The sequence below is a fragment of the Duganella margarita genome, assembly GCF_009857535.1.
In the GTDB taxonomy this organism is placed as follows: domain Bacteria; phylum Pseudomonadota; class Gammaproteobacteria; order Burkholderiales; family Burkholderiaceae_D; genus Rugamonas; species Rugamonas margarita.
This window is the reverse complement of the sequence record NZ_WWCS01000002.1, coordinates 267,832-281,573: the sequence shown is the minus strand read 5'-3', so window position 1 is coordinate 281,573 and position 13,742 is coordinate 267,832. Positions and strand designations below refer to the sequence as shown.

Annotated in this window: 10 protein-coding genes; 2 read left to right on the top strand and 8 right to left on the bottom strand. The window is 63.7% G+C overall.

Going from position 1 to position 13,742, the window contains the following annotated elements; all coding sequences use genetic code 11:
• Window positions 1-46: 46 nt before the first annotated feature.
• A complete protein-coding gene (locus GTP55_RS03840; RefSeq protein ID WP_161043840.1) occupies window positions 47-1,795 on the top strand; it encodes an allantoate amidohydrolase in 1,749 nt (582 codons plus the stop codon).
• On the opposite strand, the gene GTP55_RS03835 is transcribed toward GTP55_RS03840, so the two are convergent.
• Window positions 1,792-2,706 carry an AraC family transcriptional regulator gene (locus tag GTP55_RS03835; protein ID WP_161043651.1) on the bottom strand — a complete coding sequence of 305 codons (915 nt, stop codon included), beginning with the start codon at window positions 2,704-2,706 and terminating at the stop codon, window positions 1,792-1,794. The two genes, GTP55_RS03840 and GTP55_RS03835, sit on opposite strands and share 4 nt — an antisense overlap.
• A gap of 96 nt (window positions 2,707-2,802) precedes the next feature.
• Here GTP55_RS03835 and GTP55_RS03830 point away from each other — a divergent pair, with 96 nt between their 5' ends.
• Window positions 2,803-3,696, top strand: coding sequence for an SDR family oxidoreductase (locus GTP55_RS03830; RefSeq protein WP_161043650.1), 894 nt, complete (start codon window positions 2,803-2,805; stop codon window positions 3,694-3,696).
• On the opposite strand, the gene GTP55_RS03825 is transcribed toward GTP55_RS03830, so the two are convergent.
• From GTP55_RS03825 to GTP55_RS03795, 7 genes are all read right to left on the bottom strand, one after another.
• Window positions 3,659-5,041, bottom strand: coding sequence for a tetratricopeptide repeat protein (locus GTP55_RS03825; RefSeq protein ID WP_229257720.1), 1,383 nt, complete (start codon window positions 5,039-5,041; stop codon window positions 3,659-3,661). The two genes, GTP55_RS03830 and GTP55_RS03825, sit on opposite strands and share 38 nt — an antisense overlap.
• 7 nt (window positions 5,042-5,048) lie before the next feature.
• A complete protein-coding gene (locus tag GTP55_RS03820; RefSeq protein WP_161043649.1) occupies window positions 5,049-6,722 on the bottom strand; it encodes a putative bifunctional diguanylate cyclase/phosphodiesterase in 1,674 nt (557 codons plus the stop codon).
• 81 nt (window positions 6,723-6,803) lie between these two features.
• The gene (locus GTP55_RS03815; protein WP_371868283.1) at window positions 6,804-8,081 is read right to left on the bottom strand and encodes a Zn-dependent hydrolase; all 1,278 of its coding nucleotides are present in this window, start codon (window positions 8,079-8,081) and stop codon (window positions 6,804-6,806) included.
• Entirely contained in the window at window positions 8,047-9,441 is a 1,395-nt protein-coding gene (hydA, locus tag GTP55_RS03810; protein ID WP_161043647.1) for a dihydropyrimidinase, read from the bottom strand. The genes GTP55_RS03815 and hydA overlap by 35 nt, the downstream gene beginning before the upstream one ends.
• A gap of 11 nt (window positions 9,442-9,452) precedes the next feature.
• Window positions 9,453-10,937 carry an NCS1 family nucleobase:cation symporter-1 gene (locus GTP55_RS03805; protein ID WP_161043646.1) on the bottom strand — a complete coding sequence of 495 codons (1,485 nt, stop codon included), beginning with the start codon at window positions 10,935-10,937 and terminating at the stop codon, window positions 9,453-9,455.
• Between the two features lie 147 nt (window positions 10,938-11,084).
• Window positions 11,085-12,374: an NAD-dependent dihydropyrimidine dehydrogenase subunit PreA gene (gene preA / locus GTP55_RS03800; RefSeq protein ID WP_161043645.1), complete on the bottom strand. Its 1,290-nt coding sequence runs from the start codon at window positions 12,372-12,374 to the stop codon at window positions 11,085-11,087.
• Window positions 12,374-13,741 carry an NAD(P)-dependent oxidoreductase gene (locus GTP55_RS03795; RefSeq protein WP_161043644.1) on the bottom strand — a complete coding sequence of 456 codons (1,368 nt, stop codon included), beginning with the start codon at window positions 13,739-13,741 and terminating at the stop codon, window positions 12,374-12,376. The genes preA and GTP55_RS03795 overlap by 1 nt, the downstream gene beginning before the upstream one ends.
• Window position 13,742: the final 1 nt, after the last annotated feature.

Sequence of the window (13,742 nt, the reverse complement as noted above, 5' to 3'; positions counted from 1 at the left end):
TACCGCATATATCGCAGCGGTACTGGCGCGTTATGATGGAGCCATGATGACCACACTCCCAGACCTGAACAGCTGCGACAGCGCCACCTTCGTCGAACGCCTGCGCGGCATCTACGAGCATTCGCCATGGATACCGGAACGCGCCGCCGCGCACCGTCCGTTCGCCAACGTCACCGCCCTGAAGCTGGCCTTGCAGGATGTGGTCAGCGCCGCCACGCTGGACGAGCAACTGGGCCTGATCCGCGCCCACCCGGAACTGGCCGGCAAAGCCGCCGTCGCTGGCCAGCTGACGGCGGAATCGACCAGTGAACAAGCCAGATCCGGCCTGCACCTGTGCAGCGCTGAGGAATTCGCCACGCTGCACCAGCTGAACGCCGACTACAACGCCAAATTCGGCTTCCCCTTCATCCTGGCCGTCAAAGGCCCGACCGGACAAGGGCTCACGCGCCAGAGCGTCATCGCCACCTTCGCGCGCCGCTTGAAGAACCAGCGCGCCGACGAAATCGTCGAATGCCTCCGCCAGATCAAGCGCATCGCCGAGATCCGCCTCAACGACCTGCTGGCCGTGCCGCTGGCGTTCGGCCCTGCCATCATGCAGTGGAGCGAAGATCTGGCCGCATGGAGTGATGATGAAAACGCGCTGACCTGCGCCTACATGACGCCCGCCCATCGCCAGACCGCTGCCCAGCTGCTGGAATGGATGCGCGAAGCCGGCATGGACGCGCACATTGACGCCGTCGGCAACGTCACCGGCGTCTACCGCTCGGACGCACCAAACGCCAGGACACTGATCACCGGTTCGCACTACGACACCGTCCGCAACGGCGGCAAGTACGACGGCCGCCTCGGCATCCTGCTGCCGATCGCCATCGTTCGCCATCTGCACCAGCGCGGCGAAAAGCTGCCCTTCAATCTGGAGGTGATCGGCTTCGCGGAAGAAGAAGGCGTTCGCTTCAAGAGCACCTTCCTGGGCAGCACCGCCATCACCGGCCGCTTCGACCTGTCGCTGCTCGACCAGACCGACGCCGACGGCGTCACCATGCGCGACGCCTTGCTGGCCGCCGGCCACGACGTGGCGCGCATCCCCGCCATCGCCCGCAATCCGGCCGACTCGCTCGGCTTTGTAGAAGTCCATATCGAACAAGGCCCGGTGCTGCTGGAGCGCGACCTGGCGCTGGGTGTGGTCACCGCCATCGCCGGCAGCTCGCGCTACCTGCTCGACCTCACCGGCCTGGCCAGCCATGCCGGCACCACGCCGATGGCCATGCGCAAGGACGCCGCCGCCGCCGCCGCCGAAATCGTGCTGCTGGTCGAACAGCGCTGCGCGCAGGCGCCGTCGCTGGTCGGCACGGTCGGCCAGTTGCAGGTGCCGAATGGTTCGGTCAACGTCATCCCCGGCGCCTGCAAACTGTCGCTCGACATCCGCGCCGCCGACGACGCCGTGCGCCTGGCCGCAGTCAGGGATGTCACGGATGGCATCGCCGCCATCTGCGCGCGCCGCCAGATCGAATTCACGCTGCAACCGCTGCTGAACGCCAGCGCCGCACCGTGCGCGCCACGCCTGATGCAGCAGTTCGGCGACGCCATCGAACGCGCCGGCCTGCCGCGCTTCGACCTGCTGTCCGGCGCCGGCCACGATGCGATGGCGATGGCCGCCATCACCGACGTCGCCATGCTGTTCACGCGCTGCGGCAACGGCGGCATCAGCCACAATCCGCTGGAGACCATGACCGCCGATGACGCCGACATCGCCGCCCGCGTGCTGCTCGACTTCCTGCGCAGCTACCGCGACTAAGCTGCCACCTGATCGCGAACGTACTGGCGCGGCGAACAGCCCATCACGCGCTTGAAGGCGGTGCTGAAGGCGCTGTCGGATTCATAGCCCAGCGCCTGCGCAATCACCGACACCGGCTGGCTGGAATGCACCAGCCGGTCGCCGGCCAGCAGCATGCGCCAGCGCGTCAGGTATTCCATCGGCGACGCGCCCACCGTCTGCTTGAACTTCAGCGCCAGCGTGGAGCGCGACATGCCGACGTGCTGCGCCAGCGTCTCCAGCGTCCAGCGCTGCGCCGGATCGCTGTGCAGCGCGCCGATAGCGCCGCCGATCTGCGGATCGGCCAGCGCATACAGCCAGCCGACGCCATTGCTCTCCTCTTCCGCCAGCACCAGCCGCAATGCCTGCACCAGCATCATGTGCGCCATGTGCTGCGCAATCAGCACGCAGCCGGGCCGGCGCTCCTTCAACTCCTGCACCAGCTTCTCCAGCGACCAGCGCAGCGATTCGCGGTCCGACTCCTTGTGCACGTGCGAGATCGGCGGCAGCGCCTCCAGCAGGATGCTGGTATGCCGGCCGTTGAACACGAAGTGTCCGCCGACCAGCATGCAATCGCCGCCGCCATTAATGACGCCTACGCCGGCCTCACGCCGCCGGCGCAGCAGTTCCAGCGCATCCTGCGGCGGCAGCGCCAGATCGCTGGCCAGGCGGAACGGCAGGCCGCGCGGCAGCAGGAAGCACTCGCCGGCCTTCAGCAGCACCGGCTCGGCCACGCCCTGCACCGCCAGCCAGCACTGGCCGGAGACCACGGCGTAACACTTGATGCCCTCATGTTTCTGGAATTGCAGCGACCAGTCGCCGCCGGCGTCAAAGCCGCCGGCCATATAGCTGCGCGGTTTGAGCAGGGAGAGTACGTCTGATAAGGGATCCATGATTCGGACGATCGCAAAGAAAATACGGATTCTATAGCATGGATCGTCCTGCACGTATCTTCTATCATGCATACCATCGACACCAGGGAGATGCACATGAAAGTATTCGTCACAGGCGCCACGGGCTGGGTAGGTTCGGCCGTCATTCAGGAACTGCTGGACGCCGGGCACGAGATATTGGGACTGGCGCGCAGCGAGGATGGCGCCGATACGTTGCGCCAGCGCGGCATCGCCGTGCATCGTGGCGACCTGTCGGACCTCGACGTGCTGGCCGCCGGCGCGCGGGCTTGCGATGGCGTGATCCACACCGCCTTCATCCATGACTTCAAGGACTTCAACGCCGCCGGCGAGACCGACCGCCGCGCCATTGAAGCCATGGGTGAAGCAATGGCCGGCAGCGGCAAGCCGCTGATCACCACCTCCGGCAGCGCGCTGCTGCCACATGGCCGCGTGGGCACCGAAAACGACGCGCCCGATCCGGCCGGCCCGGCGCAGCACCGTACAGCGTCCGAGCAGCTCACGCTGGCACTGGCGGCGCGCGACGTGCGCTCAACGCTGGTACGCCTGCCGCCGTCGGTGCACGGCGACGGCGATTACGGCTTCGCGCCACGGCTGGTGGACATCGCCCGCGCCAAGGGCGTATCGGCTTACATCGGTGAGGGCAATAACCGCTGGCCGGCCGTGCATCGGTTTGATGCAGCGCGACTTTACCGGCTGGTGCTGGAACATGGCACGGCCGGTGCGCGCTATCACGCCATTGGCGAACAAGGCGTCGCTACGCGGGAGATTGCGGAGGTGATCGGCAAAGGGCTTGGTGTTCCGATCGTCAGTCTCGCGGCGGAAGAAGCACTGGAGCACTTCGGCTTCCTGGCGCGCTTCTTTGGCGCGGACTGCCCGGCGTCCAGCGCGCAGACGCGCGAACAATTGGGCTGGCAGCCTGCCGGTCAGGGGCTTATTGAGGATCTGGCGCAGCACTACTTGCGAGACTGACCAGCGCCGCCGCCACCTGCTCGATGACCGGCGCCCAGCCGCCACCGCGCGGCTGGCGGAACAGGCGCATGGACGGATACCACGGCGTGTCGTCGCGGTCCGCCATCCAGCGCCAGTCGCAACGATAATCGGGTAGCAGCAGCCAGCAAGGCTTGCCCAGCGCGCCAGCCAGGTGCGCCACCGCCGTGTCCACGGCGATCACCAGATCGAGATTGGCGATCAGCGCCGCCGTCTCCGCAAAGTCCTGCAAGCGCGAGGCCAGCGGATGCACATACATGCCCACCGGCGGCGTCAACGCCTCCGCCTCGCCGGGACCTTTTTGCAGGCTGATGAAATGCACAGCGTCAGATGCTGCCCCCAGCGGGGCAAGCGCCATTAGCGATGGCAGCGAGCGGTCCGCATCATTCTCGAAGTTGGCGTTACCGCGCCACGCCAGGCCAACGCGCGGTCCCTGCTGCGGCAGCGCATCGCGCCATTGCGCGACCAATTGCGGCTCTGCGTGCAGATACGGCACGTCCGCCGGAATGCTGGCCATCTCCGTGCCGAACAATCCCGGCAAGCGCATCGGACGCGTCCAATAATCCCATCCGCCGGGCAGTGCATCACCCAGCGCATGCACGCGATCCACGCCCGCCAGCGTGGCGAACAACCGCTGCAAGCCGGGATGACAAACCATCTCCACCCGCTCCGCTCCGCGCGCCTTGAGCATGGCCGCATACCGGCAGAAATGAATCATGTCGCCATGCCCCGCCTCCAGCCCGATCACAATCGACTTGCCGTCCAGCGGCTCGCCATTCCAGAACGGACAGTCGAAGGACAGTGGAAAACGGTCGAACTGCCAGCGCGCCTCCAGCATGCGCCAGCCTTCTTCAAAGCGCGCCTGCCGCAGCAATAGATAACTGAGATTGAACTGCGCCCGCGCATGCTCCGGATCGAGCGCCAGCGCCTGCCGGTAGCAAGCCTCGCCCTCCGCCTCGCGATGCGTACACACCAGCACCGCACCAAGCTGGCTCCACGCGGTCGGCGAATCCGGCGCCAACTCCGCCGCCTTGCGCAGCGCCGCTTCCGACTCCGCCAACCGCTTTTCCTTGAACAGCAACGCGCCCAGGTTCTGATGCAGCTGCGCGTGATCCGGCATCAGACCAAGCGCCTGCCGATAATGAAACTCCGCCTCCGCCACCGCGCCCTGCTGCTCCTTCAGATACCCCAGATTGGCGCGCGCCGCGACATGCCAAGGTTGCAGCGCCAGCGCTTGCAGATAACAAGCCTCCGCACCGGCGTAGTCGCCGGCGGTCATGCGATGGTTGCCATCAATGTAAGCCTGTTGCGGATCGGTGTACATCATCGCGTATTCAACGGCACAGGAAGGCCGTCAATTGATCCTCGGGCAGCGGCTTGCTGAGCAAATAGCCTTGATAGAAATGGCATCCCTCCTCGGTGACAAACGCCAGCTGTGCCTCGGTTTCCACACCTTCCGCCAGCACCGTCATCCCCAGCGTCTTCCCGAGGGCGACGATCACGCGCACAATGGCTGCGCCGTGCCCTTCCGTCAAGGCGCCCCAGATGAAGGAACGGTCGACCTTCAACTGCGACAATGGCAGGCGATGCAGGTAGGACAACGATGAATAGCCGGTGCCGAAATCATCCAGCGCGAAACTGACGCCCACCGCGCGCAGGCGCTGCATCTTCGCCACCGTGCACTCCACATCATTGAGCAGCAGGCTTTCAGTCAGTTCCAGTCGCAACCGCTCCGGCCGTGCGCCGGTCTGCGCCAGCACCTCCAGCACTTGCTCGCAGAAGTCCGGACGATGGAACTGGACCATGCTGACGTTGACCGATATTTCCAGCGCATCGGTGGCCGGGTCACCAGCCCAGCGCACCAACACGCGGCAGGCCTCCCACAGCACCCAGCGTCCGAGGGGCAAAATCATATTGGTCTCTTCCGCCACCGGAATGAACTCCGCCGGCGACACCAGGCCGCGCTGTGGATGGCGCCAGCGGACCAGCGCCTCCACGCCCGCAATCTGCCCACGCATACCCGCCAGCGGCTGGTAATGGAGCTCGAACTCCTGGTTGGCCAGCGCACGCCGGATGTCGGCTTCCAGCTGCGCGCGCAGCGTCACGCGCGTCTGCATGGCCGGGTCAAATAGGACGAAGTTGTTACGCCCCGCCGCCTTGGCCTGATACATGGCGAGATCGGCGCGCTTGAGGATCTCTTCCACGCTGAGCGGCTCGCCGCAAAACAACGCCACGCCGATGCTGGGCGTGCTGTAATGTTCGATGCCATCGACATCGAACGGCGCATCAAACGCCCGCAAGACCCTGGCTGCGCGCTCTCGCGCCGAGGCCTCGCCATCCAGGCCAAGATCCGCCAGTAGCACCACAAACTCGTCGCCGCCAAGGCGCGCCACGGTATCGCACTCCCGCACCGCGTCATGCAGGCGGCCAGCCACCAGCTGCAACAGCATGTCCCCCTTGTCGTGGCCGCGCGTGTCGTTGATACTTTTGAAGTCATCCAGATCGATAAACAGCACTGCGCCGACGGTCCCGTCGCGCCGGGCCAGCGCGAGCGTCTGCTCCAGGCGGTCCATCAGCAGTTGCCGGTTAGGTAAGCTTGTCAGTTTGTCGTAAAACGCCAGGTGGTGAATCTCGGCCTCGATGGCCTTGCGTTCGCTGACGTCGCGGAAGTAGATCGTCAGTCCCTCTTCCGACGGATAGGCGCGCACTTCGGTCCACAGGTTCAGTGGCGCATAATGCTCTTCAAAGGTGACCGGCTTGTTGGTATCAATCGCCTCGTGATAGGCGCGGTAATACGTGCCGCCCACCGCCTCGGGGAAAATCTCCCAGACATTACGTCCCACCACATCGCCACGCAACACCTCCAGCAGCAGTTCGGCGTTGCGGTTCAGGTAGCGAATCTCCCAGGCATGGCCGAGCATCAATACCGCATCGGAGATGCTTTCCAAAGTGGCGGTAAGGCAGGCCGCGTGCAGCGCTTCCGTATGGGGCTTGGGAGGTGATTGCATAATAACCGGCCGGCATCGTGGCCGGCATTCTGATCTGATGCAATCAGTATGCGCCCGAGTGGTCCGGCGGTCAAACCGAGGTTACGCTACCCTGGCGCGTTCCAGCATGGCGTGCAGCAGCACATTGCAACCTGCTTCCAGATGCTCGGCCTTGGCATCCTCGATCTCATTGTGGCTGATGCCGTCCTTGCAAGGTACGAAGATCATGCCGGACGGCGCCAGACGCGCAGCATAGATAGCGTCATGGCCGGCGCCGGACACCACGTCCATGGTCGAATAGCCCAACTTTGCAGTCGCATTACGAACTGCATCCACGCACTCCGGATGGAATGGGCACGGCGGATAGTAGGATACGCGCTCGATCTCGATCTTCAATCCCGACTCGCTGCGGGTCTGGTCGATAAACGCCAGCATCTCCTCGTGCATGGTATTCAAAAGCTCATCGTTCACGTTGCGCAGATCGATGCTGAATTTGACTTCGCCAGGAATCACGTTGCGGCTGTTCGGGAACACCTGCACCATACCCACCGTGCCACGGCCATACGGCGGATAGCGATTGGCGATGGCAACGACTTCCTGCATGATCTTCGTAGCCACTTGCAGCGCATCCTTGCGCAGTCCCATCGGCGTCGGGCCGGCGTGGGCTTCCATGCCGGCGACCACGCAGTCATACCACGACAGCCCCATCACCGCCGGTACCACGCCGATCACCTTGTCGGCATCTTCCAGCACCGGGCCTTGCTCGATGTGCGTTTCGAAGTAAGCACCGATAGGATGATCGCCCGGCACCTGCGGGCCTTTGTAGCCGATGCGCTCCAGCTCTTCGCCGACGGTCTTGCCATCGACGTCCTTGGCCGCATACGCCGTCTCCAGCGAGAACGCGCCGCAGAACACGCCGGAACCCATCATCACCGGCACGAAGCGCGAGCCCTCTTCATTGGTCCAGAAGGCGACTTCAATCGGCGCCTCGGTCTTGATGTTCAAGTCGTTCAGCGTGCGCACCACTTCCAGCCCGGCCAGCACGCCGTAGTTGCCGTCGAACTTGCCGCCGGTCGGCTGGGTGTCGATATGACTGCCGGTCATCACCGGCGGCAGCGCGTTGTTAGCGCCATCGCGGCGCATGAAGACATTGCCGATCTGGTCGATGGTAATCGACAGACCCGCCTCCCTGGCCCAGCCGACCACCAGGTCGCGGCCCTGCTTATCCAGATCCGTCAACGCCAGGCGCTTGACGCCGCCCTTTTCCGTCGCGCCGATTTTCGCCAGTTCCATCAGCGATGCCCACAGGCGGTCACCATTAATCTTCATGTGCTGCTCCTTAACCTTAACGGGCCGACGTCGCCTTGAACGCCGGACGATTGATATAGCGGCCCGCGCCCTCCACCGCCATCAGCACGCCGCGATGGAAAACGACGTTACCGGCAGACAGCGTGGTGCTGGGAATTCCTCGTACAGTGCGGCCTTCAAACACGTTGAAGCCACCCTTGGCGAATTGCGTCAACGCCGAAATGGTGCGCGTCCCCTCGGGGTCCCACACCACCACGTCCGCATCCGCGCCCGGCGCGATCACGCCCTTGCGCGGATAGATATTGAAAATCTGCGCCGTGTTGGTCGACGTGATCTTGACGAACTCCGATGGCGTCAGCATGCCGCTGTTGACGCCCGCATCCCACACCACCGACATACGGTCTTCCACGCCGCCGCAGCCGTTCGGGATCTTTGTAAAATCATCCTTGCCCATCGCCTTCTGCGCGGCGCAGAAGGTGCAGTGATCGGTCGCCGTGGTATGCAGGTTCCCGCCGCGCAGCCCTTGCCACAAGGCCGCCTGGTGATGCTTGCTGCGGAACGGAGGACTCATCACGTGGCCGGCGGCGAATTCCAGGTCATCGCTCTGGTACACGCTGTCGTCGATCACCAGATGGCCGGCCAGCGCCTCGCCGTACACGCGCTGCCCATGTGCGCGGGCGCGGGTGATGGCTTCCAGCGACTCTGCGCACGACACGTGCACGATGTAGACCGGCGTATTCATCACGTTGGCGATGGCGATCGCACGGTTGGCCGCTTCCGCCTCCACTTCCGGAGGCCGCGACAGCGGATGCGAACTTGGCCCGGTCAGGCCCCGCTTGATCAAATCCTGCTGCAACTGGTACACCAGCTCGCCGTTCTCCGCATGCACGGTCGGCATCGCGCCCAGCTCCAGGCAGCGGCGGAAGCTCTTCACCAGCGTTTCGTCATCGGCCATGATGGCGTTCTTGTAGGCCATGAAGTGCTTGAAACTGTTGACGCCATGGTCGCGCACCAGGATTTCCATGTCGCGATGGACCGTCTCATCCCACCACGTAATCGCCACGTGGAAGGTGTAGTCGCCGGCCGACTTTTTGGCCCACTCGCGCCACTGGTGGTAGGCCTCGATCAGGTTCTGCTTCGGCGCCGGAATCACGAAATCGATAATGCTGGTGGTACCGCCGGCCAACCCAGCGGCGGTGCCGGTGTAGAAGTCATCCTGCGTCACCGTGCCCATGAACGGCAGGTTCATGTGCGTGTGCGGATCGATCCCGCCCGGCATCACATACTGGCCGCCGGCGTCGATCGCCTTGGCGCCGGATGGCACTTCCAGGTTCTCGCCGACGGCGACGATCTTGTCGCCATCGCACAGCACATCGGCGCGAAAGGCGCGGTCGGCGTTGACGACTGTGCCGCCACGGATGATAGTTTTCATAAAGCGTCTCCTTACGGGTGGGCCGCTGTCCGCACTGCGGATACGGTTTTCCCTTTCATCAGAACCCCATACACCACGGCCGAAATGGCGATGCCAACGAACCATGCATAGGTATAAATCGTTTTAAACGTTTCCGACACACCGGGGAAAGACGCCGGGAACGCCGCGTTGAGGAAGCCGGGAATATTCGGCAGCACGCCAATCACAAACGCCACCAGCGCCGCCGTATTCCAGCCCTTGCCATACGAGTATTGACCATCTGCGCGATACAGGTCGCCGACGTTCAGTTCCGTCTTGCGCACCAGGTAGTAGTCGACGATCAGCACACCGGCGATAGGCCCCAGCAGCGCCGAGTAGCCAATCAGCCAGGTGAACACATAGCCTTGTGTGGATTCGAGTATCTTCCACGGCATCATGAGGATGGCGATGGCGGCGGTGATGTAGCCGCCGGTTTTGTAGGTGATCTTGTTTGGCGCCAACGCCGAGAAGTCATACGCCGGGCCAACCAGATTGGCGGCCAGGTTGACCGACACCGTATCGATCAGCAGGATCACCAGCGCCACCAGCACCGCAACGCCGGTCATGCGGCTGGACAGTTCGACCGGGTCCCAGATCGCCTTGCCGTACAAGACCACGGTGGCCGAGGTCACGATCACCGCCATCGCCGCCAGCAGTCCCATCGGCACCGGCAGGCCGACGGTCTGGCCGATCACCTGGTCGCGCTGGGTTTTGGCGAAGCGCGTAAAGTCGGGAATATTCAGCGCCAGCGTAGCCCAGAAACCGACCATCGCCGTCAGCGAAGGCCAGAACGTGGTCCAGAACTGGCCGGCTTTCCTGCCGCCTTCGACAAACTGCGATGGCGCCGACAGCAGGTCGCCGAAGCCGCCGGCCTTGCTGTGCACCCAGCCAAGCAGCACGAAGCAGATGGCGATCTTCAGCGGCGCGGTATAGGTTTCCAGTTTGCGGATCGACTCCATGCCGTGCACGATGTAGTAGAACTGGATGGCCCAGAAAGCCAGGAAGCAAAGCAGCTGGCTGCCGTTGATGCCCAGGCCCGCGATCTTCGCGCCGCCAACTTCCCCGCCCATCATCACGCCGATCAGCGTGTAGATCATCGAGCCGCCGAACCAGGTTTGAATGCCGTACCAGCCGCAAGCGACGATGGCGCGCATCAGCGCCGGCAGCTTGGCGCCCGAGGTGCCGAACGACGCACGCGCCAGCACCGCATACGGAATGCCGTACTTGGTGCCGGCGTGGCCGATCAGCAGCATCGGCAGCAGCACGATGGCATTGGCCAGGAACACCGTCAGCACCGCCTGGTATCCCGACATGCCGCCTTCGATCAAACTGGCGGACAAAGTGTACGCCGGAATGCACATCACCATGCCAACCCACAGCGCCGAGAAGTGATACCAGCGCCAGGTACGCTGTGCCGCCGTAGTCGGCGCGAGGTCTTCGTTCCAGAGTTGCGTGCTGCCAGGGGATTCAATGCTCACGAGGCGTTCTCCAAAGGGTTGATGTCTCCGTACACCACTGCAAGTTCCGTACCTTGAGCTTGCGCTCGCCCCGCACTGCGGTCCGCCGGGGTCTGACCCCGCATGGGGTCAGACCCCTTTCTGCCTTGGGGTACGCATGTGCCGCCGCTACGCAGCCTCTACCACCTTTTCCGCACGCGGATTGCGTGGGTCCTGCGTCCAGTTCATGTATGGCTTGCCGGTATCCTGCGGCACCATCGTGATGCAACCCTGCACCGGACAGGTGATCTCGCACAGATTACACCCAACGCACTCCTGCTTGTTCACTTCATACGTGCGCACGCCGGTCACCGCATCGATCAGCTGATTGATCGACTGGTGCGACGTATCTTCGCACGCCACGTAACAGCGCCCGCACTTGATGCAGTCGTCCTGGTTGATCTGCGCGATCACCTGATAATTCATGTTCAGGTATTTCCAGTCGGTGGTGTTGGGCACCGCCTTGCCGACAAATTCGGCGACGCTCTTGTAACCCTTCTGATCCATCCAGCGCGACAAGCCGTCCTTCATCTCTTCAACGATGCGGAAGCCATGCAGCATCGCCGCCGTGCACACCTGCACGCAGCCCGAACCCAGCGCCATGAACTCCGCCGCATCGCGCCAGTTGCCGATGCCGCCGATGCCGGAAATCGGCAAGCCCGCCGTTTGCGGATCGCGCGCAATCTCGGCCACCATGTTCAGCGCAATCGGCTTCACCGCAGAACCGCAGTAGCCGCCGTGCGTGCTGGCGCCGCCGACGATCGGAAACGCCACCATCTGGTCCAGGTCCAGATGCGTGATCGAGTTGATCGTGTTGATCAGCGACACCGCATCGGCGCCACCCGCCTTTGCGGCGCGCGCCGGCGCGCGGACATCGGTGATGTTCGGCGTCAGCTTGACGATCACCGGCAGCCTGGTATTCTGCTTGCACCAGCGCGTGACCATCTCCACGTATTCCGGCACCTGCCCCACCGCCGCACCCATGCCGCGTTCCGGCATGCCGTGCGGGCAGCCGAAATTCAGTTCGATGCCGTCTGCGCCGGTAGCTTCCACCAGCGGCAGGATGTCGGCCCACAAGCGCTCCTCGCAAGGCAGCATCAGCGACACGATGATCACGCGGTCCGGCCAGTCCTTCTTCACCTGCGTAATCTCTTCCAGGTTCAGCGCCAGCGAACGGTCGGTAATCAGCTCGATGTTGTTGAAGCCGAGGACTTCGCGGTTCTTGCCGTAATGCGCCGAGTAGCGCGACGACACGTTGACGGCCGCCGGATCTTCACCCAGCGTCTTCCACACCACGCCGCCCCATCCCGCTTCAAATGCGCGCACCACGTTGTAGGCCTTGTCCGTTGGCGGCGCGGAGGCCAGCCAGAACGGATTGATGGACTTGATGCCGCAGAATTCTATGCTCAGGTCAGCCATTATGCAGCCTCTTTTAAACCGTTGATGTCTTGATGGATGGCGTGCGCCGCCAGCTTGCCGTGTTGGACCGCCTGCACCGTCAGATCCTGCCCCGGCGCCACGCAGTCGCCGCCGGCGTAGATGCCCGGCAGGACGGTGCGGAACTGAGCGTCGACATAGATCTTGTCACCGTCGCGCTTCAGCGTTTTCGCCAGCGAATCGCTGATGCTGACTTCATCCATGCTCTGGCCGATGGCCTTGAAGATGGCGTCGGCCGCGATCTCGAACGTCTCGCCGGTACCGGCCAGGCGGCCGTTGACCACCGCCGTTTTCTCGAAGCGCATGCCGCGCACGCGTCCCGCATCGTCCAGCAGCACCTGCTGCGGCTGTGCCCAGGTGCGCATGCGGACCTGATTCTCTTTGGCGATGTGCTGTTCGTGCTCGGTGGCGCTCATCGCCTCAAAGCCGCGGCGATAGACCAGCGTCACTTCATCGGCGCCAAGGCGCTGGATCTGCACCGCCATGTCGATCGCGGTATTGCCGGCGCCGATCACGATGGCGCGCGATGGCACCGGCAGCTTGCTCAGATCATCCGACTGACGCAGCTCGGCGATGTAATCGACCGCAGCCAGCAGGCCAGGCGCATCTTCGCCGGTCAGGCCCATTTGCTTGCTGGCGCCGAGGCCCAAGCCCAGGAACACCGCATCGTAACCGGCATGCAGGTCACGCAGCTGCACGTTGACGCCCAGCGCCTGGCCATGCTTGATGGTGATGCCGCCGATCTGCAACAGAAAATCAACTTCTTTCTGCGCGAAGTTATCGGTCAGCTTGTACTTGGCGATGCCGTATTCATTGAGGCCGCCGGATTTTTCGCGCGCCTCATAGATCACCACATCATTGCCCAGCATCGCCAGCCGGTGCGCGCACGACAAGCCGGCCGGACCAGCACCCACCACGGCGATCTTCTTTCCGGTGGCGGCAAAGCGCTTGAACGGATGCTCTTCCAGTTGCATATTGTCGATGGCGTAGCGTTGCAGCAGGCCGATTTTGACCGGCTGCCCTTCCGCATCGTGATTGCGCACGCAGGCGTCTTCGCACAGGATTTCGGTCGGGCAGACGCGCGAGCAGCTGCCGCCGAGGATGTTCTGCTTGAGGATGCCGACGGCGGCGCCGTTAATATTCTCGTCGTGGATGTTACGGATAAAACTGGCCACATCGATCTCCGACGGGCAGATGCGCGTGCACGGCGCGTCGTAGCAGTACAGGCAGCGCGATGCTTCAATCGCAGCCTGCCGCGCAGTCAGTGCCGGAGCCAGGTCGGTGAAGTGTTTAGCCAATGACTCATTGGCTTCCTTCGATGTCGGCAGATAGCTAATCGATTCGATCATG

What these genes read in the sequence shown, in the direction of transcription:
- GTP55_RS03840 (WP_161043840.1), top strand. Translation starts at nt 47, where the DNA reads ATGACCACACTCCCAGACCTGAACAGCTGCGACAGCGCCACCTTCGTC.
- GTP55_RS03835 (WP_161043651.1), bottom strand. Translation starts at nt 2,706, where the DNA reads ATGGATCCCTTATCAGACGTACTCTCCCTGCTCAAACCGCGCAGCTAT.
- GTP55_RS03830 (WP_161043650.1), top strand. Translation starts at nt 2,803, where the DNA reads ATGAAAGTATTCGTCACAGGCGCCACGGGCTGGGTAGGTTCGGCCGTC.
- GTP55_RS03825 (WP_229257720.1), bottom strand. Translation starts at nt 5,041, where the DNA reads ATGATGTACACCGATCCGCAACAGGCTTACATTGATGGCAACCATCGC.
- GTP55_RS03820 (WP_161043649.1), bottom strand. Translation starts at nt 6,722, where the DNA reads ATGCAATCACCTCCCAAGCCCCATACGGAAGCGCTGCACGCGGCCTGC.
- hydA (WP_161043647.1), bottom strand. Translation starts at nt 9,441, where the DNA reads ATGAAAACTATCATCCGTGGCGGCACAGTCGTCAACGCCGACCGCGCC.
- preA (WP_161043645.1), bottom strand. Translation starts at nt 12,374, where the DNA reads ATGGCTGACCTGAGCATAGAATTCTGCGGCATCAAGTCCATCAATCCG.
- GTP55_RS03795 (WP_161043644.1), bottom strand. Translation starts at nt 13,741, where the DNA reads ATGATCGAATCGATTAGCTATCTGCCGACATCGAAGGAAGCCAATGAG.